Origin of the sequence: Paeniglutamicibacter sp. NPDC091659 (assembly GCF_044756805.1) — a bacterium.
Classification (GTDB): Bacteria; Actinomycetota; Actinomycetes; order Actinomycetales; family Micrococcaceae; genus Paeniglutamicibacter.
The window spans coordinates 65,585-89,877 of the sequence record NZ_JBIVTO010000009.1 but is presented as its reverse complement, the minus strand read 5'-3'; the positions used below and the strand labels follow the sequence as shown (position 1 = coordinate 89,877).

Here is a 24,293-nt window from a genome sequence, read left to right as displayed (position 1 = left end):
TGAGGAAAGCATGTCAAAAAAATCCCCAACGAATACCGGAACGACGCACCACCGGGTGCGCATTGTGCTGGTTTTCTCCATGGTGGCCTTGCTGCTGATTGGCGGTCGCCTGTTCTTCGTGCAGTCGCTGAATGCCTCTGCCGTGGCCGCCACGGCCGTCGAGTTGCGCACCCGTGAACAGGTGACTGTCCCCAAGCGAGGGCAGATCGTGGATTCAAAGGGCAGGATCCTGGCGACAAGCGTTGACCGTTACGACCTGGTCATCGACCAGCGCAAGGTCGAACCGGACAGGATGATTGCCCGCAAGAAGCTTGACGGCAGCTCCGGTGGCGAAAAGGTCACCGTCGAGCAGGCCGTCAACGAGCTTGCGGAAATCCTCGGCCAGGATGTCGACGTGGTCCGCACCGCGGTTGTGGGTGCCCCGGGAGCCAAGCCGAACGCTAACTCCGTGGTCGCCAAGGGCATCACCCCCGAGGTGCGCAACGCCGCGATGGAACTGCGGATCCGAACGCTCACCGGGCAGTTGCGCAGCGAGCGCCTGTACCCCAATGGCGTGATCGCCGGCCCGTTGCTCGGTTTCGTGAAGAACACCGACGACCAGACCTCACTCGAAGGTGCCGAAGGCCTGGAGCTCAGCCAGGAGAAGCGCCTCAAGGGCACCCCGGGCAGCAAGACCTACGAGATCGGTGCCGACGGCGTCCGGATCCCGATGGCCGGCATGTCGGAGACCCCGGCCGTGGACGGACAGGACGTCGTGCTGACCGCCGACACCGACATCCAGTTCATCGCGCAGGAAGAAGCCCGGAAAAAGCAGAAGCAGTTCAACGCCGAGTGGGTTTCGGTCACGGTCGAGGAACTGAAAACCGGCCGGATGATCGCCATTGGCGACTCAAACCAACTCGACCCCAACGACCCCAGTGCCACGGAGGCGGAGTTCCGTACCTCCGCGGCCATCACCCAGGCCTTCGAGCCCGGTTCCACCGGCAAGGTCGCGACCTTTGCCGCGGCCTTCGAAGAGGGCGTCATCAAGGGGACGGACGCATTCAAGATCGCAAATTCCTACAAGGTGAACCACGAAGTCATCAACGACTCGTTGAAGCACCCGACCTACGACATGACGGCCGCGGGCATCTTCGCACGCTCCTACAACACCGGAACGGTGATGGTGGGGCAGAAGCTGAGCAACGAAACCCGCTACGAGTACATGAAGAAGCTCGGAATCGGCTCGGCCATCGACATCGGGATTTCCGGTGCCAGCAAGGGCATCCTTGCCCCGTGGCAGGACTGGGAACGCCGCCAGCAGTACACCACCATGTTCGGCCAGGGGTACACCCAGACGGCGCTTCACACCTCGCAGATCTTCCAGGCCGTCGCCAACGGGGGAGTCCTGATCGAACCGAAGCTCATCGATTCCTACGTCAATGCCGACGGAACGGTGGAGAAGACCCCCGCGTCCAAGACCCGTCGTGTGTTCTCGGAAAAGACCAGCAAAGAGATGCTGCGATTGATGGAGACGGTCGTCCTTGAAGGCACGGGCACTAAGATGGGTGTGTCCGGCTATCGTGTGGGCGGAAAGTCAGGAACGGCGCAGGCCGCAGGACCTTCCGGAAAATACGATGGATACACCAGCTCGTTCGCGGGTGTGGCGCCGTTGGACGACCCGCAGTTCGTAGTGACAGTCACCATGCATCGTCCCAAGGGCGATTGGAAGAGCTGGTCCGTCGGAGACACCTTCAGCGAGGTCATGAGCAAAACACTGAACGCCTACAACGTTCCGCCGAGCAATTCGAAGCCCAACGGGTACGACGTGTTCATCGGATCCGAACAAAAGAAATCTTGGTAATGCCTGAAGTCCTCACCCCCCGCGCCGCAGAACAGCTTCTGCGGCCGCACCGCAAATCGCCCACGGCCCTGGGCGCCATGCTCGAATACCTCCACGAAACCGGCCGGGGAGCTAACATCATCGGGGACGGGCAACGGCAGGTCACCGGCATCTGCCTTGACTCCCGCGCGGTGTTGCCGGGAGACCTTTACGTAGCGGCGCCGGGCGCCAAGTTCCACGGCGCCCAGTTCGCCGCGGCCGCGGCGGAAGCCGGCGCGGCCGCGATCCTCACCGACATGGAAGGCGAGGTCACGGCCTCGGCGCTCGGCCTGCCGATGGTGCTGGTCGAGGACGTCCGCGAAGTCGTCGGTGAACTCTCGGCGCTCATCTACGGGACGGACGTGAATTGCCCCGAGCTCTTTGCGCTGACCGGGACCAACGGCAAGACCACCACCACCTACATGATTCGTTCCGTGCTTCGCGCCCTGGGCCGTGAAACCGGCCTGGTGGGAACCATCGAGATCGCCGCGGGCGATACGCCGATCCCCAGCATCCTCACCACCCCCGAGGCGCCGCAGCTCCACGGACTGATGGCACGCATGGGCGAAATGGGCGTTAACGCCGCGGCCATGGAGGTATCCTCGCATTCGCTGTCCTACAAGCGCGTCGACGGCCTGCGCTTCGCCGTGGCGGGGTTCACCAACCTGACCCAGGACCACCTGGACCTGCACGGGTCCATGGAGGACTACTTCGAGACCAAGGCCGCGCTCTTCGACCTCGAGCGCAGCGACCGTGCCGTGATCAACATCGACGACCCCTGGGGCGTTGCCATGGCAGAGCAGGCCACGGCCGCGGTGTGGACCCTGGCCTCGGATGCCGCAAACGCCGACGCCGACTGGATCATCAGCGACATCGCGCCGTCGGGCCTGGGCCACAGTTTTGAACTGCACGGCCCCAAGTCGCAGGCGTTGCGCCTGAAAACGGGCCTGCCCGGGGACTTCAACGTCTCCAACGCGGCACTGGCGGTCCTCATGGTGTTGGCCTCCGGCGTGCCGCTGGCCGAACTACAGGCGGCGCTTGACACGGCAAACCCGCTCACCGTGGAGGTGCCCGGGCGCATGCAGGTCATCGCAGAGCGACCTGCATCGATTGTTGATTTTGCCCACAACGCCGACGCCCTGGCACGGGCCCTGGGCTCGGTCCGTTCACCGGTTCCAGGCTCCCGCGTCATCGTGGTCTTCGGGGCCACGGGGGAGCGCGACGCCACCAAGCGGCCGATCATGGGTGCCGTGGCCGCGAACCATGCCGATGTTGTCATTGTCACGGACGACGACCCCCACGGCGAGGAAGCAGCCCCCATCCGTGCGGCGATTTTGGCCGGGGCGCGCGGGGAAATCGCCGCCAAGGGGCTGTCCAGCCAGGCGCTCGAGGTCTACCCGCGGGCCGAGGCGATTGCCGCCGCGGTGGCCATGGCGACGGAAGACGACACCATTTTGGTGGCCGGACGCGGGCACGAGGTCTTCCAGGAAGTCATGGGCATCAACCTGGAACTCGACGACCGGGAAGAGCTTCGCCGTGCACTGCTGCTGAACGGTTTCCGCCCGCTGGGCCAAGGCGCCGATTCCTTTGATTCCAAGGACGAAGGGTAAAGTCCTACCTGTCATGATTGATCTTCTTTCCGCCGAAATCGCCGAAATCACGGGCGGGCGACTCACTTCCACGGCCTCTGCCGACCACCAGGTCCTCGGGGTCACCACCGACTCGCGAGAGTGCTACGAGGGCTGGCTCTTTGTGGCCAAGCCCGGCGAAGCCTCCGACGGCCACCACTATGTGCAGGCCGCCATGGACCGCGGTGCGCTGCTGGCCCTGGCCGAGCGCGAAACCACTGCGCCCGACGGCTCGGTGCACCCCGCAGTCATCGTGCCCGACGCCGTCATCGCCATGGGCCAAATCGCCGCGGCCATCGTCGCCCGGCTCAAGGAACGCAACGGCCTGCGGGTTGTCGGCATCACCGGCTCCGCGGGCAAGACCACGACCAAGGACCTGCTCTCCGAGCTGCTGGCCACCTCCGGCCCCACGGTGGCCCCGGTCGGTTCCTACAACGGCGAGGTCGGCGTCCCGCTGACGGTCTTCCGTGCCACCGAGGACACCAAGTTCCTCGTGGTCGAGATGGGCGCCACCGGCGTGGGCCACATCAACTACCTCACCGACATGGTCCACCCCGAGGTCGGTGTGGTGCTGGGCGTCGGATCGGCGCACGCCGGCGAGTTCGGCGGTGTCGAGAACATCGCGATCGCCAAGGGCGAGATGGTCGAATCCCTGCCCGCCGACGGCCTTGCCGTGCTGAACCTCGACGACCCGATGGTCGCCGCGATGGCTTTGCGCACGATCGCCCCGGTGCTGAACTTCGGCGTGCAGCGCAACGCGGACCCGAGCGCCGCCGGCGTGTGGGCCCGCGAGGCGGGGGTCGACGCCAACGGGCACCCGGTCTTCACCCTGGCGCTGCGCGACGGTTCCGAGTTCCCCGTGCGCTCGGGCCTGATCGGTCGACACCATGTCACCAACATCCTTGCCGCGGCCGCAGTGGCCGAATACCTCGGCGTCGAGGGCGCGCAGATCGCCGCAACGCTGCAGGGCCTGGGCCCCGCCAGCCGCTGGCGCATGGAGCGCACCGAACGCGCCGACGGCGTGAGCATCATCAATGACGCCTACAACGCCAACCCGGACTCGATGCGCGCGGCCCTGGTCACGCTCGCCGAACTCGGCCTGCCCAACGAGGCCGGCGTCGCACGCCGCACCTGGGCCGTGCTGGGCGAAATGCTCGAGCTCGGCAGCGACTCGATCCACGAGCACGACCTGCTGGGCCGTGCCGCGGTCCGCATGAACATCAAGAAGCTGCTGGTTGTGGGGCGCGGCGCCAAGGCCGCCTACAACTCGGCGGTGCTCGAGGGCAGCTGGGGCGACGAGGCGTACTTCGCCGAGGACGCCGACGCAGCCGCCGAGATCCTCAATGACAACCTGCTCCCGGGCGACATCGTGCTTTTCAAGTCGTCAAACGGTTCCGGACTGCGCCACCTGGGCGACCGGATCGCAGAAACCAACATCGGTGCCCGCACCGCGAAGGAGGGCTCGGAGCAGTGATCGCCCTAATCATGGGAGCCGGCATTTCCCTGGTCTTTACCATGGCCACCATGCCCGTATTCATCCGCCTGCTGACCAAGAAGCAGTACGGCCAGGTTGTCCGCGACGACGGCCCGACGAGCCACGCCATCAAGTCGGGCACCCCGACCATGGGCGGCGTGATCATCGTGCTGGCCGTGATCCTGAGTTACTTCCTGACCCACGGCATCCTGACCCTCATGGGCCGGGCCACCTCCGGCGTGACGGCCAGCGGCCTGCTCGCGCTGCTGCTCTTCGCGGGCATGGGCCTGGTCGGCTTCCTTGACGACTTCATCAAGATCGCCAAGAAGCGCTCGCTGGGCCTGCGCGCCTGGGAAAAGATCGTGCTGCAGGCGGCCGTCGGCATCGCCTTCGCCGTGCTCGCGCTGAACTTCCCCAACGCCCAGGGCCTCACGCCCGCCTCCACGGCGATTTCCTTTGTGCGCGACACCAACATCGACCTGGCCTTCGCCGGGCCGCTGGCCGGCCTGATCCTGTTCGTGCTCTGGTCCAACCTGATCGTCACCGGCACCACCAACGGCGTGAACCTCACCGACGGGCTCGACGGCCTGGCCGCCGGCGTGTCCATCATGGTGTTCGGCGCCTACACGCTGATCGGCATCTGGCAGAACAACCAGGCCTGCGGCCTGCCGACGTCGGGCAACGTCTGCTACACGGTGCGCGACCCCATGGACCTGGCGCTGCTCGGCGCGATCCTCTGCGGCGCGCTGATCGGCTTCCTCTGGTGGAACGCCAAGCCCGCGAAGATCTTCATGGGCGACACCGGTTCGCTGGCGATCGGCGGCGCCGTGGCGGCGTTCGCGATCCTCTCCCGCACGCAGCTGCTGCTGGTCGTGCTGGCGGGCCTGTTCGTGATGATCGCGCTGTCGGTCATCATCCAGGTCGGCTTCTTCAAGCTCTCCGGCGGCAAGCGCGTCTTCAAGATGGCGCCGCTGCAGCACCACTTCGAGCTCTCCGGCTGGGCCGAGGAGAACGTCGTGGTCCGCTTCTGGATCCTCGGCGGGCTCTTTGTCGCCGCGGGCATGGGCATCTTCTACTCCGAATGGGTCGTGGGACTGTGACAATGGTTGATCTTTCCAAGCTGACCAGCTGGGAATCGGACTGGGCGGGGCTGCGCGTCGTCGTGGCCGGACTGGGCCTTTCCGGCTTCTCCGCCGCCGACACCTTGATCGAGCTCGGTGCCCGCGTGGTCGTCGTCGACGGGGCAGACACCGAGGTCAACCGTTCGCGTGCCGACACCCTGAAGATCGTCGGCGCCACCGACGTGCTGCTGGGCGCCGCGCACACCGACACGCTTCCGCCCATCGACGGCGAGGCCCCGCAGCTGGTCATCGCCTCGCCCGGGTGGAACCCGCGCCAGCCGATGCTGGCCGCGGCGGCAGAGGCAGGCATCGAGATCTGGGGCGACGTCGAACTCGCCTGGCGCGTGCGCACCAAGGAGGGCCGCAAGCTCGCCGAGTGGGTCGTCATCACCGGGACCAACGGCAAGACCACCACGGTGGGCATGACCGAGTCGATCTTCAAGGCCGCGGGCCTGCGCGCCATCGCCGCGGGCAACGTGGGCACCCCGATCCTCGACGCGATCCGCGACCCCGAGGGCTTCGACGTGATCGCCCTGGAGCTCTCCAGCTTCCAGCTGCACTTCACGCATACGATCTCCCCGCTGGCCTCCGTGGTGCTGAACATCGCCGAGGACCACGTGGACTGGCACGGCGGGTTCGAGAACTACAAGGCCGACAAGGCCAAGATCTACGAGCGCACCCGCGTGGCCGCGATCTACAACGCCGACGAGCGCGTGATCGAGGCCATGGTCGAGAACGCCGACGTCGTCGAGGGCTGCCGTGCGGTCGGCTTCACCACCGGTGTGCCGCAGCTGAGCATGGTCGGAGTGGTCGAGGACCTGTTGGTGGACCGCGCGTTCATCGAGGACCGCCGCAACTCGGCGGCCGAACTCGTGGCGCTGGACCAGATCGGCGAGGTCGTCCCGCGGCACACCGCCGCCAACGCGGCCGCGGCGGCGGCGCTGGCCCGCGCCTACGGCGTGGAACCCGCGGCCGTCGCGCTGGGGCTGAGCAACTTCGATGCGGGGGACCACCGCATCCAGGCCGTCGCCCGCCGCGACGACGTGCTGTGGATCAACGATTCCAAGGCGACGAACCCGCATGCGGCAAGCGCCTCGCTGGGCGCCTTCGGCTCCGTGGTGTGGATCGCCGGAGGCCTTTCCAAGGGCGTTGACTACAACGACCTGGTGAAGGCCCACGCCAAGCGACTCAGGGCGGTGGTGGTGATCGGAACCGACACCGCGAAGCTCGTCGAGGCATTGGAGCGACACGCACCGCAGGTGCCCGTGATCATGACCGCCGTGCGCGAAACTGGAGAAGAGGCAACCGGATCCGCCCACGGCTGGGCCGTGATGGCCGAGGCCGTGACCCAGGCCGCGTCGATTGCCGAGGCGGGCGACACGGTGCTCATGGCACCGGCGGCTGCCTCGATGGACCAGTTCTCCTCCTATGCACAGCGGGGCAACGCGTTTATCGACGCGGTCCGCGCACTCATGGGAGAAGACCCCAAGTAGTAAGGAGCAGTCGTGAGCGGCAAAACACAGGCCCCGCGCGGCAAGGGCGGCACTGCAGGAAAAGCGGTCAAGCCCGGCCGGGACCCTGGGCCGCGCGGACTTGCCAAGTTGTTTGCGAAGGTCGAAGACCCGTCGCTGCGCGGTGCCCAGATCAACTATTACGTTGTCCTGGGCAGCACGCTGGCGCTGACCCTGCTGGGCCTGATCATGGTGCTTTCCTCCTCCTCGGTGGAGGCGATCGCGCGGAACAAGTCGCCCTTCGACGACTTCAGGAAGCAGGCCCTGTGGGCCGTGCTGGGCCTGTTGTGCATGGCAACGCTGCAGCTGCTCCCCACCGACAAGCTCAAGAAGCTTGCCTGGCCGGCACTGGGGGTCGCCACGGTCCTGCTGATGATGGTGCTGGTCTTCGGCCAGGAAATCTACGGCAACAAGAACTGGCTGATCATCGGGTCCTTCTCCGTGCAGCCCTCCGAGTTCGCCAAGGCGGCCATGGCTCTGTGGGGCGCGGCGGTCGTCGAACGCAAGGCGCACCTGATGCACCAGTGGAAGCACGCGGTGGTACCGCTCGTGGCGCCGTTCGGTGGACTCATGCTGCTGCTGGTGCTGATCGGCAAGGACCTGGGCACCGCAATGGTGCTGGCGTTGATCCTGGTGGTGGTGATGTTCGTCGGCGGGGCCCCCGCCAGGATCTTCGGGTACGGGGCGGCCGGCGCGGCCGTCGGCCTGGCCGTGGCGGTTGCCGTGGCACCCACCCGTCTGGGGCGCGTCACCGCCTGGATCTTTGGCTGCGGCGAGGCCCAGGACTACTGCTACCAGGCGCAGCAGGGAATCTACGCGCTGGCCTCCGGCGGCTGGCTGGGCGTGGGCCTGGGCCAATCGCGGCAAAAATGGTCCCACATACCCGAGGCGCAGAACGACTTCATCTTCGCCGTGCTCGGCGAGGAAATGGGCCTGCTCGGCACGCTCTTCGTGGTGCTGCTTTACACCATGCTCGCCGTGGCGATGTACCGCATCGCCGTGCGCTCCGAAACGATCTTCGGACGGGTGGCCATCAGCGGCATCATGGCATGGATCGTCGGCCAGGCGTTCGTGAACATCGGCATGGTCATCGGCCTGCTGCCGGTCATCGGCGTCCCGCTGCCCTTCATTTCCTCGGGCGGCTCGGCCCTCCTGGCAACGTTCCTGGGCATCGGGGTCGTGCTGTCCTTCGCCCGCGAACAACGCATGGGCAAGCAGGGGCGGGCGACACCGGGCATGCTCCAGGGGTTCATGGCCAGGCTCCGCGGCGCCAACGCCAACTAACCACACCGCTTGCGCACGCCACCGCTTGACGAAGCCCACCGGGCTCGTCGCGGGGGAGCGGCGCCAAAGCTTGAAAACCGAAAGTAGTGCAAGCCAAACATGACTGAAGAATTACGCGTGGTGATTGCCGGCGGCGGGACCGCCGGACACGTATCCCCGATGATCGCGATTGCCGACGCCCTGCGCCGGATGGCGCCCGGCGCCGAGATCACCGCGGTCGGCACCGACAGCGGCCTGGAGACCAGGCTGGTCCCGGAGGCGGGCTACGAGCTGCGCACCATTGCCAAGGTACCGATGCCCAGGCGTCCGTCGATGGACCTGCTGAAGCTGCCGTTCCGCTTCTCCGCCGCCATCAAGGCAGCCGGCAGGATCCTTGACGAGGCCGGTGCCCAGGCAGTGCTGGGTGTCGGCGGCTACGTCTGCACCCCCGTCTACCTGGCGGCCAGGAAGCGCAAGCTGCCGATCTTCGTCCACGAGGCCAACGCGCGCGCCGGCCTGGCGAACAAGGTCGGGGCACGCTACGCACGGGGAGTCGGTGCGGCCTTCGGCGGCACGGGGCTTCCCGGCGCCAAGGTCGTCGGCATGCCGATGCGCGGCAACGTGGCCACGATGGACCGCGCGGCCCTGCGCGAGGGTGCCCGCGAGGCCCTCGGACTGGCCCCCGGGGTCCCTGCGCTGGTGGTGACCGGAGGCTCCTCCGGCGCCGCCTCGGTGAATGCCGCGATCGCCGGGAGCCTTCCGGAGCTGGCCGCGGCCGGCATCCAGGTCCTGCACATCACCGGGCGCGACAAGGTCGTGCTCGACGAGTCCGGCAACCCGCTGGCGGCCCCGGGCTACCGCCAGGTCGAGTACATCGACTCCATGGACCAGGCCTACGCAGCCGCGGACCTGATGGTTGCCCGCTCGGGCGCCGGAACGGTCTGCGAGCTTGCCGTCGCGGGCACCCCCGCGGTGCTCGTCCCGCTGCCGATCGGCAACGGCGAACAGCGCCTGAACGCCGCGGACCTGGTCGCCGCCGGCGGCGCGCTGCTGGTCGACGATGCCGATTTCACCCCCGAATACGTCGCCGCCACGGTGATCCCGCTGCTGCTGGATGACGCCGAACTGGACCGGATGGGCAAGGCCGCGGCCGGCCAGGGGCGCAGCGATGCGGCCGAGGCCATGGCCGCAATGATTCTTGACTCACTGGGACGCCAAGCCCCTCCTCGCCCCGCCGTCATGGGAAGCTAGTCACATGCAGGAATTACATACTCTTGACCAACTTGGCAAAGTCCACCTGATGGGCATCGGCGGCGTGGGCGTCTCGGCCGTTGCCAGGCTCATGCTCTCCCGCGGGCTGACGGTCTCCGGAACGGACGCCAAGGAACTTCCGGTGCTCGACGACCTCCGCGAAGCCGGGGCGCGCATCCACGTCGGCTACGCTGCCGAAAACCTCGGCGATGCCGACACCGTGGTGATCTCCTCGATCATCAAGGCCGGCAACCCGGAATACGACGAGGCCGTTTCCCGCGGCCTGCGGATCCTGCACCGCTCCCAGGGGCTGGCCGCGACCATGGAAGGCCACCACGTCATCACCGTGGCCGGCACCCACGGCAAGACCACGACCACCTCGCTGATCGCCTTCATGCTGCGTGAGGCCGGGATTTCCCCGACCTTCGCGATCGGCGCCAACATCGCCAGCCTGGGCTTCAACGCCGAGTACGGCGAGGGCAAGGTCTTTGTCGCCGAGGCCGACGAATCCGACGCCTCGTTCATGAACTACCAGCCCGACGTCGTGGTGATCACCAACATCGAGGCCGACCACCTGGACCACTACGGTTCGGTCGAGGCCGTCCACCAGTCGTTCCACGACTTCGCCTCGCTGTTGCCCGCCGACGGCCTGCTCATTTGCTGCGCCGACGACGAGGGCTCCCGCGCCCTGGCCACCCGCATGCGCCGCGAGCGCCCGGACCTGCGGGTCCAGACGTACGGCTTCTCCGAGGACGCGGACCGCCGCCTGCTCGATGCGCACCCGCGAGACAACCGTTTCGCCTGCACCCTGGAATGGGGCAGCGGGCAGGAAATCGACCTGGAACTCGCGCTGCCGGGCAACCACAACCTGCTCAACGCCGCCGCCGCCTTCGCGGTGGGGCTGGACTGCGGCCTTGACCCGGAAACCGCGGTCGAGGGCCTGGGCGCCTTCACCGGCGCCGCGCGCCGTTTCGACTTCCGCGGAGAGGCCGGCGGGGTGCGGGTCTACGACGACTACGCCCACCACCCGACCGAGGTCCTGGCCGCCCTGCGCGCCGCCCGCGCCGTCGCCGGGACCGGAGCCGTCCACGTGCTGTTCCAGCCGCACCTGTTCAGCCGCACCAACGAGTTCCACCGCGAGTTCGGCCAGGCGCTGTCGCTGGCCGACACGGCCTACGTGCTTGAGATCTACCCCGCCCGCGAAACCCCGATCCCGGGCGTGACCAGCGAACTGGTCACCAAGGAGCTGGACACCGCAGGCGGCCTGGTTTCCATGGGCCGGGCGGCATCCGTGGTTGCCGCGTGCGCCAAGCCGGGCGACGTCGTCATGACGATCGGCGCCGGTGACGTCACCGAGCAAGGAAGCGCAATCCTGGCTGAATTGCGCGCACGTTTGGGAAGCTGATGGCCACCAAGTCCGCGCGTGGCGGCGGGTCCAATGTCGTGGACCTGCCGCCCGACCCGCGGCTGCGCACCCGCAAGCGCTGGATCATCGGAGTCTCGGTTGTCGCGGCCCTGGTTGTTTCGCTGGTGCTGGTCCTGAGCTTCTCGCCGATCCTGGCCATCAAGAACATCCAGGTCGAGGGAAACTCGCTCGTGAAGGAGAAGGACCTCCAACGGGCCCTGGAGCCCCTCCAAGGGGTGCCTCTGGCGCGCGTGGGCACCGGCCGGGTCATGGACCTGCTCGGCGGGCAGCCGGCAGTCAAGGACGCGATCGTGCAGGCGGAGGTGCCCGACACCCTGCGAATCCAGATCATCGAACACCATCCGGTGGCGGTGCTGACGGAGGGCGCGAAGCGCTCGCTGGTCGGGCCCGAGGGCCAGGTTCTGGCAGTGCTGGGGGCGAAAGACAAGCCCAAGCTCCCCACGGTGAAGGCCAATGCCGTGATTAAGAACCCCAAGGTGTTTTCGATGCTTACCAAGGTTCTCTCGGAACTACCGGATACACTATTGGCGACCGTGGATCACGCAACGGCCACGAGCAAGGACTTCATTGAGCTGAAGCTCAAGGACGGCACCTTGGTTATCTGGGGTAACGACCAGGAATCAACGCTGAAAATCAAGGTCCTTGAGGCGCTTTTAGGGGCGCCAAAGGACAAGAAGTCACCGATTAAGGTGTACGACATTTCCAGCCCGCAACACCCGGTGGCCCGGTAACGGTCCTCCAAACGTGTAAAACACAGAAAAATCAACGACTTTGGAGCGACACGCGCCCTTGGTCGTTGCATGTGCGAAGCACGAACCATAGCGTTTTAATAGCGGTTGCTTGACATAACTATAACCTTCGAGTTGAGGGTTAACGTTGGTCCGGTTGAGCTTCCTCGGTCAGCAGCACATCGAACAAGGGAATCAGGACGTGGCAGCTCCACAGAACTACCTCGCCGTCATCAAGGTCGTCGGCATCGGCGGTGGTGGCGTCAACGCCGTCAACCGCATGATCGAAGTTGGCCTGCGAGGCGTCGAATTTATTGCAATCAACACCGATGCGCAGGCACTGCTCATGAGTGATGCAGACGTCAAGCTCGACGTTGGACGCGAACTCACGCGTGGACTTGGCGCAGGCGCCAACCCCGATGTGGGACGCCAGGCGGCCGAAGACCACGGCGAGGAAATTGAAGAAGTACTCCGTGGCGCGGACATGGTCTTCGTGACCGCAGGCGAAGGCGGTGGCACCGGCACCGGTGGCGCGCCGGTCATCGCCCGCATCGCCCGCGGCCTCGGCGCACTGACCATCGGTGTTGTCACCCGTCCGTTCACCTTCGAGGGACGCCGCCGTGCGAACTCCGCCGATGCCGGCATCGAAGCACTGCGCGACGAAGTCGACACCCTGATCGTGATCCCCAACGACCGTTTGCTCTCGATCTCCGATCGCAACGTTTCGGTCCTTGACGCATTCCGCCAGGCCGACCAGGTGCTGCTTTCCGGTGTTCAGGGCATCACCGACCTGATCACCACCCCCGGCCTGATCAACCTCGACTTCGCAGATGTGAAATCGGTCATGCAGGGTGCGGGTTCGGCCCTCATGGGCATCGGTTCGGCACGTGGAGAGGACCGTGCCGTCAAGGCCGCGGAACTCGCCATCGCCTCGCCGCTGCTTGAGGCGTCCATCGACGGCGCCCACGGCGTTCTGCTCTCCATCCAGGGCGGATCGGACCTGGGCCTCTTCGAAATCAACGAAGCAGCCCGCCTTGTGCAGGAAGTCGCCCACCCGGAAGCCAACATCATCTTCGGCGCCGTCATTGACGACGCCCTGGGCGACGAGGCGCGTGTCACCGTCATTGCCGCGGGCTTCGACCAGGTCGACGCGACCAGCGCACCGCAGGTCGCGCTGCCGGCCCGCACGGTCCCGGCCGTGCCTGCCGCGGCTCCGCAGGCCCCCTCGGCTGCACCGGTGCGCGAGGAAGTTCGCGCAGCGGTGGCAACGGTGGAGCCGGCATTCGAGGAACTCCCCGCCATCGTCGAGCCGGATCTTTCGGCCACCAACGATGACCTGGATGTCCCGGATTTCCTGAAGTAAAAAGCAAGTCACCTGATGGGGGAGTTGCCCGGTCCTATGTTGCGTTACCAATCCGCATTGGCTCCAAGCCTGCAAATTGCTTTCACTTCGTTGGAACAGGGCAACCTCGCCTTCCATGTTCCGGATGACCGTGACGCCGTGCTGCTGCGGCGTCACGGTCTGGAACAAGGCCTGGGCCTGGGCGAAACTCGTTTCACCTACATGGACCAGGTGCATTCGGCGGATGTCGTCTCGGTCGACGGACCGCCGGAGACCTCCGGCACCGCCACCTGCGACGCGCTGGTATCGCCAGGGGCCCTCGAGCCCTTGGCGGTCATGGTTGCCGACTGTGTTCCGGTCGTTTTCACCGGTATCACCGGGTCGGGCGCAATCAGCGCCGTGGCCCACGCCGGACGTCGCGGTCTCTTGGACGGAATCCTGTCCAACACGGTCGCACGGATGGAGTCCCACGGCGCCACGAAGCTGGAAGCGTGGATCGGACCGTCAATCTGCGGATCCTGCTACGAAGTCCCTCGGCAAATGGCCGACGAATCGGAAAACCTTCGTCCTGGCATTGCCTGTGCCACCCGTTGGGGCAGTGCCGGCCTCGATCTGCCCGGCGAGGCCCGCCGCGAGCTCGAGTCGCTCGGCGTCCTGGTGACGGCAAGCGGCGTTTGCACTTTCGAAAACGAAGACTACTTCTCCTATCGGCGGAATCCGGACACCGGCCGGTTGGCCGGCCTGGTTTGGTCGGGCAAATAGGAATTCCCGCAAGATCCAGCTCCTCGGCCATGGCCCGAAGCCAGGCCGGGATTGTCCAGGCGTCCAAAGCCACATTGCGACACACCGACGCGAAGTATCCGATGTACTCGGGCACCGCCGGATGGTGCGGTAGCGTCGAATTAGCGGAGAGACTTGCGGCCGGCAAAACCGACCGCGCACGATTAAAAGGAGAAGACCATGGCTGGCGCATTGCGCAAGACAATGATCTACCTCGGACTCGCCGAAGGCGACGAGAACTTCGAGACGGAGCAGCGCGATATCGAGGCGCGTGAAGAAGTGCGCGTGGTTGAGCCTGTTCACGAGGAACCGGCTGCCGTCCAGCCTGCTCCGACGGCACCCGTCGCCCCGCGACCTGTTATTGAAAACGAATACCGGGCTCCGGTAACACCCATCAAGCGCGCGCCTTCAGCTCGGGACGAGGACGATTCATTGCGTCAGATCACCACGGTTCACCCACGTTCATACAATGATGCGAAAATCATCGGCGAGAACTTCCGTGATGGCATTCCTGTCATCATGAATGTCACTGACATGGGTGAAGCCGATGCCAAGAGACTGGTTGATTTCTCGGCCGGGCTTGTTTTTGCGCTGCACGGAAGCATTGAGCGGGTCACCAACAAGGTGTTCCTGCTCTCACCTTCCACCGTCGAGGTTTTGGGCGAGGACAAGAAGCAGTCCGAAGACCAAGCAACGTTCTTCAACCAGAGCTAGCGGCAAGGTACGTATAAAACGTGGAGCTTATCTTCGCACTGCTCTATATGGTGCTTACCGTGTTGCAAGTCATGCTCTTGTTGCGCATCGTGCTGGACATCACTGAGTCCTTTGCCCGCTCATGGCGTCCCCGAGGGATGGCCCTGGTGGCGGTATCAATGATCGCCCGGACCACGGATCCGCCCATGCGTTGGCTGCGCTCCCGCGTCAAGCCGCTCGACATCGGGGGAATCCGGCTGGATCTGGCGTTCATAATTTTGTTCCTTGTCGTCATTTTCCTGAAACTGGCCGTCCGTTATTTGGGTCAAATGGCGGCCGTGGGTTAATGCTTCAATAGAAGCCGAAGTAGGCCGCGACAAGTGGTAACTAATGAAAATTCCTGCTGGAAAGTTCGTTAAATTTAGTCATTAGTGGTTCAGTCGTTATAGTGTTGTCGCATTAGGCACAACGACTGCACCGGTTAGCGTGTCAATAAACGGGTAAGTGTACTCGGGCCGCACATCAGCGGTTCGGGGAGAGAACCAAGTATCGAGGTGACCAGATGGCTCTCACGCCAGAAGATGTAGTCAACAAACGATTTCAGCCAACTAAGTTCCGAGAAGGCTACGATCAGGATGAAGTTGACGATTTCCTAGACGAGATCGTTGTCGAACTACGTCGTCTGACGCAGGAGAACGATGAACTGCGTCGCCGCCTGAGTGAAGCCGGCGTTGCCGACGGAGACCTGGCTGTGCCGGCTCCCGTTGCAGCAGCACCCGCCGCCAAGGCAGCCGAAGCCGACAAGGCCAAGGCAAAGGAAGCTGAAGTAAAGAAGGAAGAAACCCGCGCTGCAGAGGCCCCGAAGGTCGCCGAGCCGGCAAAGGTTGTGGCAGCAGCTCCTGCCGCTTCGGCCACGACGGCCGAGTCTGCAGCAGGTGTTCTTGCCATGGCGCAGCGCCTGCACGACGAGTACGTGTCCGCCGGTGTTGAACAGCGTGACAAGATCATTGCCGAGGCGCAGGTCGAGGCCAACAGCCTCGTATCCGACGCCGAGGAAAAGAGCCGCAAGACGCTTTCCGCCCTGGAGCAGCAGAAGACTGTTCTCGAGCGCAAGGTTGAGCAGCTGCGTGGATTCGAGCGTGACTACCGCGCGCGTCTGAAGACCTACATCGAGGGTCAGCTGCGCGATCTTGAGGCCAAGGGCTCCATGGATTCCCCGGAATCCAAGGACAACGGCTAATCTGCCAATCCCCGCCTCACATATTGATGGCTTAAGATTGTTGGCGGTCGGGACATCCCGACCGCCAACAATGCGTTAAAGGACATAATGGAAAACAGTTCCGTACCACCAGCTCCACAGGATTCGACGGCATCCGGAATCCTTGGTGGGCCCAAGAGGCAATTGATTCTGCTGACCACCGCACTGGCGGTGATTGCCTTGGTATTGGATCAGGTCACCAAGCGTATTGTTGAAAACAACATGTACGAGGGCCAAGTGATTGATGTCTTCCCGCCGCTGCTGCGCTGGTACTTCATCCGCAACTCGGGTGCCGCCTTCTCCATGGGGGAGAGCGTGACCTGGGTCTTCACCATCATCCAGGCCGCCGTACTCATCTACGTGGCGGTCTTCCTTGTGCGTAAGATCGGCTCCCTTCCGTGGGCGCTGGCACTGGGCGGCCTGATGGGTGGCGTTGCCGGAAACCTGACGGATCGGCTCTTCCGAGCACCGTCCTTCGGTCGCGGCCACGTCGTGGACTTCATCGCCCTTCCAAACTTTGCGATCTTCAATGTCGCGGACATGTTCATTGTCTGTTCCATGATCGGCATTTGCCTGCTCCTTTTCACCGGCAGGGAAGTCGACGGCAAGCGCGTGGAGCACGCCAAAAAGACGAAGCGGACCCACGGGGCCGAAACCGAAGCGCAGGGCAACGAATGAGCGACGGACGCGAAGAAACCTTCCTGGTCGAACCCGAGGAAGCGAAACTCCGCATGGACGCGTTCCTTGCTGAACGGCTCGGGGTTTCGCGTACGCAAGCCTCGCTGCTCTGCACCGAGGGCAACGTCAAGGCCGGTGGCAAGGTCGTTGGCAAGTCGCGCAAGACCATCGCCGGGGAACAGGTCGACGTTTACCTCCCGGTTCGACCGGACCCACTAGAAATCAGGGTAGAACTCGTGGAAGACCTAAAGATCATTGCCGATGACGACGACTACGTTGTCATCGACAAGCCAGTCGGCGTTGCCGCACACCCGTCCCCGGGGTGGGTCGGCCCCACCGTTGTCGGTGCCTTGATTGCGGCAGGCTACCGGATTTCCACGTCCGGTTCCGCCGAGCGCCAGGGCATCGTGCACCGGCTGGATGTCGGGACCAGCGGCCTGATGGTCGTGGCGAAGACCGAGCGGGCATACACGGCGCTGAAACGAGCATTCAAGGAACGCACCCCCAAGAAGATCTACCACGCGGTGGTCCAGGGACTGCCCGAACCACTTCAGGGCACGATCGACGCCCCGCTGGGCCGCCACCCCGGACACGACTGGAAGTTTGCGGTCCTCGAAGAAGGCCGCGACTCCGTCACGCACTACAAGGTCCTCGAGGCGTTTGGCCGGGCCTCGCTCGTCGAGGTGACTCTCGAAACGGGCAGGACGCACCAAATCCGCGTGCACTTCAGCGCGTTCCACCACCCATGCGTGGGAGACCAGACCTACGGCGCCGACCCGAAGCTTGCGGCGGGCCTTGGACTGACCCGCCAGTGGCTGCACGCGCAAACGCTCGGCTTCTTCCACCCGGTCTCGGGTGATTGGGTCGAGTACTCCAGCGACTACCCGGTGGACCTGAACAACGCGCTGGAAATGCTGCGGGACGGCGAATTCTAGGATGTTTCGAGTGGCACCTGTTGAAGACAACAGGTGCCACTTTTCACATCCCGTGTATGACGCCAGCGGCAGCCAACAAGAGCGCCTAGACTGGATCAGTGGCTAGCTCTAATCGCGATGGATTCGTACACCTTCACACGCACACCGAATACTCAATGCTTGACGGTGCTGCGCGCCTGACTGAACTCTTTGAAGAGACCAACCGGCTGGGGATGACCGCTCTGGCCACCACCGACCACGGTTACCTCTTCGGCGCCTTCGACTTCTGGAACAAGGCGACCCAGGCGGGCATCAAGCCGATCATCGGCATCGAGGCCTATGTGACCCCGGGTACCTCACGTGAGGACAAGACACGTGTCAAGTGGCGCACCGACGAAAGCCAGAAGCGCGACGACGTCTCCGGCGGTGGTCTCTACACGCACATGACGTTGCTGAGCTACAACAACACCGGCATGAAGAACCTCTTCAAGGCCTCCTCCATTGCTTCCCTCGACTCGGTGTTCGGCAAGTACCCGCGGCTGGACCGCGACCTGCTCAACACCTACCACGAGGGCATCATCGCCACGACGGGTTGCCCCTCCGGCGAGGTCCAGACCAAGCTGCGCCTGGGCCAGTACAACGAGGCCAAGGCCGCCGCGGCGGAATTCCAGGACCTGTTCGGCAAGGAAAACTACTTCTGCGAATTCATGGACCACGGGCTGGACATCGAGCGCCGCGTGACCCAGGACCTGTTGCGCCTGGCCAAGGAACTGAACATCCCGAGGGTTGCCACCAACGACCTGCACTACACCCACGAGCATGACGCCAAGGCCCACGAGGCACTGCTGGCCATCAACTCCGGATCCACCCTCGACGAGCCCACCTACGACCAGGGCGGTTCGCGGTTCGCGTTCCAGGGCTCCGGCTACTACCTCAAGAGCCCGGCCGAAATGCGCCACCTCTTCCGAGAGATGCCCGACGCCTGCGACAACACCCTGCTGATCGCCGAACGTGCCGAGGTCTCCTTCGACACCGGCGCCAACTACATGCCGCGCTTCCCCTGCCCGGAGGGCGAGGACGAAACCAGCTGGCTGATCAAGGAAGTCGACAAGGGGATGCACTACCGCTACCCCAACGGCGTCCCTGAGGCTTCGCGCAAGCAGGCGGACTTCGAGCTCGACGTCATCATCAAGATGGGCTTCCCCGGCTACTTCCTGGTCGTTGCCGACTTCATCAACTGGTCCAAGGACAACGGCATCCGTGTCGGGCCCGGGCGTGGTTCGGGTGCAGGCTCCATGGTCGCCTACGCGATGCGCATCACCGACCTTGACCCGCTGGTCCACGGGCTGATCTTCGAACGCTTCCTGAATCCGGAACGTGTCTCCATGCCCGACTTCGATGTCGACTTCGATGATCGTCGCCGCTCGGAGGTCATCAAATACGTGACCGAAAAGTATGGCGACGAACGCGTGTCGATGATCGTGACCTACGGGTCGATCAAGACCAAGCAGGCGCTCAAGGACTCCTCGCGCGTGCTGGGCTACCCCTTCTCCATGGGCGAATCGCTGACCAAGGCGCTGCCGCCCGCCGTCATGGCCAAGGACATCCCGCTCAACGACATCGAGGACCCCAAGTCCAAGCGCTATTCCGAGGCCGGTGACTTCCGCCAGCTGGTCGCCACCGACCCCGAGGCCGCTCGCGTCTTCGAGACCGCGAAGGGCATCGAGGGGCTGAAGCGCCAGTGGGGCGTGCACGCCGCAGGTGTCATCATGAGCTCCGACCCGATCATCGATGTCATCCCGATCATGCGCCGCATCCAGGACGGCCAGGTCATCACGCAGTTCGACTACCCGACCTGCGAAGGCCTGGGGCTGATCAAGATGGACTTCCTGGGGTTGCGAAACCTCACCATCATTTCCGACGCCCTGGAAAACATGAAGGCGAACCAGGACGTTGACCTGGATCTGGAGCGCCTGGAACTCGACGATGCCGGCGCCTACGAATTGATGGCCCGGGGCGACACCCTCGGCGTGTTCCAGCTCGATGGCGGGCCCATGCGCTCGCTGCTCAAGCTCATGCGCCCCGACAACTTCGAAGACATCTCCGCGGTGCTCGCGCTGTACCGCCCGGGCCCGATGGGCGCGAACTCGCACAACAACTACGCGTTGCGCAAGAACAAGCTCCAGGAAGAAACCCCGATCCACCCGACCCTGGAGGAACCGCTGCGGGAGATCTTGGGCGGGACCTACGGTCTGATCGTGTACCAAGAGCAGGTCATGTCCATTGCGCAGAAGCTGGCCGGCTTCTCGCTGGGCCAGGCAGACATCCTGCGCCGCGCCATGGGCAAGAAGAAGAAATCCGAGCTGGACAAGCAGTTCGCCGGATTCTCCCAGGGCATGATCGACAACGGGTTCACCATGGAAGCCGTCAAGGCTCTCTGGGACATCCTGCTGCCCTTCTCCGACTACGCGTTCAACAAGGCCCACTCGGCCGCCTACGGCGTCATTTCCTACTGGACCGCGTACCTCAAGGCCCACTACCCCTCCGAATACATGGCTGCGCTCCTGACCTCCGTTGCGGACGACAAGGACAAGACGGCCATGTACCTGAACGAATGCCGCCACATGGGCATCACCGTCCTGGCGCCGGACGTCAACGAATCGGCGCTGAACTTCACCCCGGTGGGCAAGGACATCCGCTTCGGCATGGGCGCCATCCGCAACGTCGGCGCCAACGTCATCAACGCCATGGTTGAGGCGCGCAAGGAAAAGGGCAACTTCGAGAACTTCTCGGACTTCCTTCAGAAGGTCCCGGCGGTGGTCTGCAACAAGCGGACCATCGAATCGCTGATCAAGGCCGGCGCGTTCGACTCCATGGGGCACGCCCGGCGCGCCCTGGTGGCGATCCACGAAGAGGCCGTCGACTCGGTCATCGCGGTCAAGCGCAACGAGGCCGCCAACCAGTTCGACCTCTTCAGCGCGTTCGACGACCCGTCGGTCGCCTCCGGCATGACTGTCTCGGTGCCGGACATGCCGGACTGGGAAAAGAAGGACAAGCTCGCGTTCGAACGCGACATGCTCGGCCTGTACGTCTCGGACCATCCGCTCAAGGGCCTGGGCGGATTGCTGGAGCAGAACGCGGACATGTCCGTCACCCAGGTGCTCTCCGACGACGGCCCGCAGGACGGGCACACCGTCACCATCTGCGGCATGATCACCTCGCTGCAGCGCCGGATCGCCAAGAAGTCGGGCAACCCGTACGCCCGCTGCGAGATCGAGGACCTGTCGGGCTCCATGGAGACCATGTTCTTCGGCAACGCCTACGCGCCGATCGCCAACGTGCTGGCCGAGGACCTGATCGTCGTGGTCAAGGGACGTGTGCAGAAGCGCGACGACGGGTCGATCACGCTCAACGCCCAGGAACTCACGGTGCCCGAGATCCGCGAGGACGGTGAAAGCGGGCCGGTGGTCATCTCCATGGCCGCGCACAAGGCCACCGAGGACGTCGTCATGGCGCTCGGCGACGTGCTGCGCGTGCACCATGGAACCACCGAGGTCCGCGTCAAGCTGCACGGCAGCCGCGGCACCTCGCTGATGCGCCTGGGCATGGAGTACCGGGTCAACCCCAACTCGGCGCTCTTCGGCGACCTGAAGGTGCTGCTCGGCCCGACCTGCCTCGACGGCTAAATCCAAGTCGGCGACCCGGTAGCATGCGGAAGGCGCCCGAGTTGTCCACCCGGTTAACGGGGGACTACTCGGGCGCCTTCGTTTATGCCGGGGCCAGCGCGGGGTAGAAGACCTCCCCCTTGACCGATTCGACGTCTCCGCCCTCGAGGTGCATGAGCAGCCGATGCAGGTAGTACTCCCACCCCGGACCGATGGTGCTGGGGTCGTCCGACGGCCCGAGCTCGTGGATGAACCTGATCTTCTTCGTTCCCGACCGGCGCGAAAGCTCGATGCCAAGAGCCCATGCACCTTGCTCGGTCTCGACGTTCACGAGGAAGTTGTACGGGGGCCTGCAGTGTCCGACGTGCACGCTCCCGGCAGCCGCTTCCAAGCCCTCCTCGAGGAATGCGAACCGCAGGTCACCCCTGTCCGTCTCCCCGCGAAGGATCCCCACCCAGGAGCGGAGGCCATCCGCGGTGGGGGAGGCTCCCTGGATGTCACGGATGTCGTACCCTGCATCAAGCTCGATGGCGATTCGCTGCCCACCGGTGCATAATCAAAACTCGACGCCGCCGTGGGCCTCTGCCATGGGTTTTCCCTCCGCCGAAGGCAGGAACCTATTCGGAGGCCCTCGTGTATGCCGGGGCCAGCGCGGGGTAGTAGTCGTCCCACTTGACCGACTCGACATCGCCGCCCTCCAGCGAAACGATCGCCCGCTGGACGTAGTATTCCCAGCCCGGCCCGATGGTGCTCGGATCGTCGGTCATGCCGAGGTCCTGGATGAAACGGATCGTGCTCACCCCGTCCTGCCGGGACAGTTCGAGCCCGAGGTTCCACGCGCCGTATTCGCTGTCCGTGGTGAAGGACAGTTCGTGCGGTGCCCGGCAGCGGTGGATCACCAGGTTCGCGGGCGACGCCTCCTGTCCGCCCTCGACCATGGAGAACTGCAGGTCGTCCGCTTCGCGGCTTCCGCGCAGGATTCCCACCCAGGGCTCGAGGCCCTTCGGGGTGGTGAATGCGTCCCAGATTTCCTCCAGGCCGAACGCGACCTCGCGTTCGATCACGATGCGCAGTCCGGTCGGCGACGGCTCGAATCCGCCATGTGGCTGTGGCATATGGTTCCCCTTCCGATGTGTGGGTTTGTGCTGGTTGCAGACTATGGCACCGGGGCACGCCGGGGGAAGCCTGCCTGAACACGGGGACCGTCGTTTTGATTGTTAAGTGGGAGGCTACGCGCTTTTCGCGGTGCCGGCCCGCCGACCCTATAAACTGGTGCGGTGACTAGCAACGCCAGCCCCCAGACCTTTTCCGCGCTCCAAGACCTAGATCTGCGGGGTGCCGCGTTGGACCATGCGAGCCTCAAGGCGGTGCTGCCTCGCCCCGAGCTGAACTTCGCCACGGCCGCCGAGGCCGTCGAGGGCATCATTACCCGGGTGCGCACCGAGGGCTTCGCCGCCCTGAGCGACCTGGCAGAACGCTTCGACGGCGTCACCCAGACCCACACCCGGGTCCCGGCCGAGGCCATGGTCCGCGCCCTGGAGGAGCTGGACCCGAAGGTCCGGGCCGGGCTCGAGGAATCCATCGCACGTGCCCGCGTCTTTGCCGCGGAGCAGGTTCCGGGGGACAGCGAGGTCCGCTACGCCACCGGTGCGACGGTGACCCAGCGCTGGGTTCCCGTGCGTCGCGTGGGCCTGTATGTTCCCGGCGGCCTGGCCGTGTACCCCAGCTCCGTGATCATGAACGCGGTTCCCGCCCTGGCCGCGGGTGTCGGCTCGCTGGCCATCGCCTCGCCGCCGCAGAAGGAATTCGGCGGGCTGCCGCACCCCACCATCCTGGCCGCCGCACAGCTGCTGGGTGTCGAGGAAATCCACGCCATGGGCGGGGCCCAGGCCATCGCGGCCCTCGCCTACGGCGTGCCGGTTGCCGAGGGAGAGGACGCGGCACTGGCCATCGAGCCGGTCGACGTTGTCACCGGACCCGGCAACCTCTTTGTCGCAACCGCCAAGCGCCTGGTCAAGGGCGTTGTCGGAATCGACGCCGAGGCGGGACCCACCGAAATCGCGATCCTGGCCGATGCCACGGCAAACCCCGGCTACATCGCGGCGGACATGATTTCCCAGGCCGAGCACGACCCGAACGCCGCGGCCGTGCTTGTCACGGATTCCCCTGAACTGGCGCAGTCCGTGCGCGAGGCACTGGAAACCCAGTGCACCACCACCAAGCACTCCGAGCGCGTGCGGGTTGCCCTGGGCGGAAACCAGTCTGCGGTGATCCTGGTCGATGACCTGGAATCCGGCATCGCCGTGTGCAATGTGTACGCCGCCGAGCACCTGGAAATCCACACGCAGGATGCCGCCGTCGTTGCCGGGCGCATCACCGCCGCCGGTGCCGTCTTCGTCGGTTCGCACTCACCGGTGAGCCTCGGGGACTACTGCGCCGGGTCCAACCACGTGCTGCCGACCAGCGGAACCGCGGCATTCGCCTCGGGCCTGAACGTGAACACGTTCCTGAAAGCAATCCAGGTCATCGACTACGACCGCGCCGCGCTGAGCGAGGTGGCCGGGCACGTGATTGCCCTGGCGAACGCCGAAGACCTGCCCGCGCACGGCGACGCCGTCGCGATTCGTTTCGACAACGCCTGAAAACCATCGGCCGTCAGCGCGCCAAAGTGACGCAAGCCACTACATGTGGTAATGACAA

Annotated in this window: 20 protein-coding genes; 18 read left to right on the top strand and 2 right to left on the bottom strand. The window is 64.9% G+C overall.

Features of this window, described 5'->3' with window-relative positions:
* Positions 1-10: 10 nt before the first annotated feature.
* The 17 genes from ACIQLF_RS16130 to dnaE all read left to right on the top strand — a co-directional run bounded on the left by ACIQLF_RS16130 (position 11) and on the right by dnaE (position 21,614).
* Entirely contained in the window at positions 11-1,843 is a 1,833-nt protein-coding gene (locus tag ACIQLF_RS16130; protein WP_400300505.1) for a peptidoglycan D,D-transpeptidase FtsI family protein, read from the top strand.
* Positions 1,843-3,471: a UDP-N-acetylmuramoyl-L-alanyl-D-glutamate--2,6-diaminopimelate ligase gene (locus ACIQLF_RS16125; protein ID WP_400300502.1), complete on the top strand. Its 1,629-nt coding sequence runs from the start codon at positions 1,843-1,845 to the stop codon at positions 3,469-3,471. Before ACIQLF_RS16130 ends, ACIQLF_RS16125 begins: the two co-directional genes overlap by 1 nt.
* 13 nt (positions 3,472-3,484) lie before the next feature.
* On the top strand, positions 3,485-4,963 hold the full coding sequence (gene murF / locus ACIQLF_RS16120; RefSeq protein ID WP_400300499.1) for a UDP-N-acetylmuramoyl-tripeptide--D-alanyl-D-alanine ligase: 1,479 nt from the start codon (positions 3,485-3,487) through the stop codon (positions 4,961-4,963).
* A complete protein-coding gene (gene mraY, locus ACIQLF_RS16115; protein ID WP_400300496.1) occupies positions 4,960-6,063 on the top strand; it encodes a phospho-N-acetylmuramoyl-pentapeptide-transferase in 1,104 nt (367 codons plus the stop codon). Before murF ends, mraY begins: the two co-directional genes overlap by 4 nt.
* Positions 6,064-6,065: 2 nt before the next feature.
* A complete protein-coding gene (gene murD, locus ACIQLF_RS16110; protein WP_400300494.1) occupies positions 6,066-7,577 on the top strand; it encodes a UDP-N-acetylmuramoyl-L-alanine--D-glutamate ligase in 1,512 nt (503 codons plus the stop codon).
* A 12-nt stretch (positions 7,578-7,589) separates the two neighbouring features.
* A complete protein-coding gene (gene ftsW, locus ACIQLF_RS16105) occupies positions 7,590-8,879 on the top strand; it encodes a putative lipid II flippase FtsW (protein WP_400300491.1) in 1,290 nt (429 codons plus the stop codon).
* Positions 8,880-8,978: 99 nt separating this feature from the next.
* The gene (gene murG, locus ACIQLF_RS16100; RefSeq protein ID WP_400300488.1) at positions 8,979-10,109 is read left to right on the top strand and encodes an undecaprenyldiphospho-muramoylpentapeptide beta-N-acetylglucosaminyltransferase; all 1,131 of its coding nucleotides are present in this window, start codon (positions 8,979-8,981) and stop codon (positions 10,107-10,109) included.
* Positions 10,110-10,113: 4 nt separating this feature from the next.
* The gene (gene murC / locus ACIQLF_RS16095) at positions 10,114-11,514 is read left to right on the top strand and encodes a UDP-N-acetylmuramate--L-alanine ligase (RefSeq protein WP_400300486.1); all 1,401 of its coding nucleotides are present in this window, start codon (positions 10,114-10,116) and stop codon (positions 11,512-11,514) included.
* Positions 11,514-12,266, top strand: a complete 753-nt coding sequence (locus ACIQLF_RS16090) for a cell division protein FtsQ/DivIB (protein WP_400300484.1) — start codon at positions 11,514-11,516, stop codon at positions 12,264-12,266. Before murC ends, ACIQLF_RS16090 begins: the two co-directional genes overlap by 1 nt.
* A 199-nt stretch (positions 12,267-12,465) precedes the next feature.
* The gene (ftsZ, locus tag ACIQLF_RS16085) at positions 12,466-13,626 is read left to right on the top strand and encodes a cell division protein FtsZ (protein ID WP_400300481.1); all 1,161 of its coding nucleotides are present in this window, start codon (positions 12,466-12,468) and stop codon (positions 13,624-13,626) included.
* A 36-nt stretch (positions 13,627-13,662) separates the two neighbouring features.
* The gene (locus ACIQLF_RS16080) at positions 13,663-14,367 is read left to right on the top strand and encodes a polyphenol oxidase family protein (RefSeq protein ID WP_400300478.1); all 705 of its coding nucleotides are present in this window, start codon (positions 13,663-13,665) and stop codon (positions 14,365-14,367) included.
* Between the two features lie 198 nt (positions 14,368-14,565).
* Complete coding sequence (locus ACIQLF_RS16075) at positions 14,566-15,099, top strand: cell division protein SepF (protein WP_400300475.1); 534 nt, start codon at positions 14,566-14,568, stop codon at positions 15,097-15,099.
* Positions 15,100-15,119: 20 nt separating this feature from the next.
* Positions 15,120-15,425 carry a YggT family protein gene (locus ACIQLF_RS16070; protein WP_400300472.1) on the top strand — a complete coding sequence of 102 codons (306 nt, stop codon included), beginning with the start codon at positions 15,120-15,122 and terminating at the stop codon, positions 15,423-15,425.
* A 215-nt stretch (positions 15,426-15,640) separates the two neighbouring features.
* Positions 15,641-16,318: a DivIVA domain-containing protein gene (locus tag ACIQLF_RS16065; protein WP_400300470.1), complete on the top strand. Its 678-nt coding sequence runs from the start codon at positions 15,641-15,643 to the stop codon at positions 16,316-16,318.
* Between the two features lie 165 nt (positions 16,319-16,483).
* Positions 16,484-17,014, top strand: coding sequence for a signal peptidase II (lspA, locus tag ACIQLF_RS16060; RefSeq protein ID WP_400300755.1), 531 nt, complete (start codon positions 16,484-16,486; stop codon positions 17,012-17,014).
* On the top strand, positions 17,011-17,949 hold the full coding sequence (locus ACIQLF_RS16055; protein ID WP_400300467.1) for an RluA family pseudouridine synthase: 939 nt from the start codon (positions 17,011-17,013) through the stop codon (positions 17,947-17,949). Before lspA ends, ACIQLF_RS16055 begins: the two co-directional genes overlap by 4 nt.
* A 98-nt stretch (positions 17,950-18,047) precedes the next feature.
* Complete coding sequence (gene dnaE / locus ACIQLF_RS16050) at positions 18,048-21,614, top strand: DNA polymerase III subunit alpha (protein WP_400300464.1); 3,567 nt, start codon at positions 18,048-18,050, stop codon at positions 21,612-21,614.
* A gap of 82 nt (positions 21,615-21,696) precedes the next feature.
* Here the strand turns inward: dnaE and ACIQLF_RS16045 are convergent, their stop codons facing one another.
* Positions 21,697-21,924: a hypothetical protein gene (locus tag ACIQLF_RS16045; RefSeq protein ID WP_400300461.1), complete on the bottom strand. Its 228-nt coding sequence runs from the start codon at positions 21,922-21,924 to the stop codon at positions 21,697-21,699.
* 286 nt (positions 21,925-22,210) lie between these two features.
* Positions 22,211-22,708: a hypothetical protein gene (locus ACIQLF_RS16040; RefSeq protein ID WP_400300459.1), complete on the bottom strand. Its 498-nt coding sequence runs from the start codon at positions 22,706-22,708 to the stop codon at positions 22,211-22,213.
* A gap of 162 nt (positions 22,709-22,870) precedes the next feature.
* Between ACIQLF_RS16040 and hisD the strand changes: the two genes are divergently transcribed.
* Entirely contained in the window at positions 22,871-24,235 is a 1,365-nt protein-coding gene (gene hisD / locus ACIQLF_RS16035; RefSeq protein WP_400300457.1) for a histidinol dehydrogenase, read from the top strand.
* The last annotated feature ends 58 nt before the right edge of the window (positions 24,236-24,293 follow it).